The sequence below is a fragment of the Aminobacter sp. P4_D5 genome (assembly GCF_056401815.1).
On the sequence record NZ_JBFUIP010000564.1, the window covers coordinates 1 to 807 of the forward strand.

Consider the following 807-nt stretch of genomic DNA (forward strand, 5'->3'; position numbering starts at 1 on the left):
TCCAGCAGAACGCCATCCGCCACATCCTGGTGCGGCACGAGCAGGCCGCCGTGCACGCCGCCGAGGGCTATGCCCGCTCCACCGGCAAGGTGGGCTGCGTTCTCGTGACCTCGGGGCCCGGTGCCACCAATGCCGTGACCGGCCTGGTGGATGCGCTGATGGACAGCATCCCCATCGTCTGCCTGACGGGACAGGTGCCCACGCACCTCATCGGCAACGACGCCTTCCAGGAGGCCGACACCACCGGCATCACGCGCCCTGCCACCAAGCACAACTACCTCGTGAAGCGCAGCGAGGATCTCGCGAAGACCGTGCACGACGCCTTCTACGTGGCGCGCAGCGGCCGTCCCGGCCCGGTGGTGATCGACCTGCCGAAGGACATCCTCATCAAGCCGGCGCCCTATACGTCCGCGCCGCAGGTCGAGCACCGCAGCTATCGTCCCGTAATGGCGCCGGACCCCGCGCGCATCCAGGAGGCCGTGCGCCTGCTGAAGCGCAGCGAGCGGCCGATCGTCTATGCCGGTGGCGGCATCATCAATTCCGGCCCCGAGGCCTCGCGCCTGCTGGCGGAGTTCGTGCATCTCACGGGCTTCCCCTGCACCAACACGCTGATGGGCCTCGGCTCCTTCCCGGCGAGCGACCCGCAGTTCCTGGGCATGCTGGGCATGCACGGCACCTACGAGGCCAACCTCGCGATGCACGGCTGCGACGTGATGCTGAACATCGGCGCGCGCTTCGACGACCGCATCACCGGCCGCCTGGATGCCTTCAGCCCCGGCTCGAAGAAGATCCACGCGGATATCGACC

Annotated in this window: 1 protein-coding gene; it reads left to right on the plus strand. The window is 68.5% G+C overall.

What is annotated here, in order from left to right; all coding sequences use genetic code 11:
• The coding region (locus tag AC1DWF_RS33510; protein ID WP_476842810.1) for a thiamine pyrophosphate-binding protein at positions 1-807 on the plus strand (807 nt) is incomplete at both ends.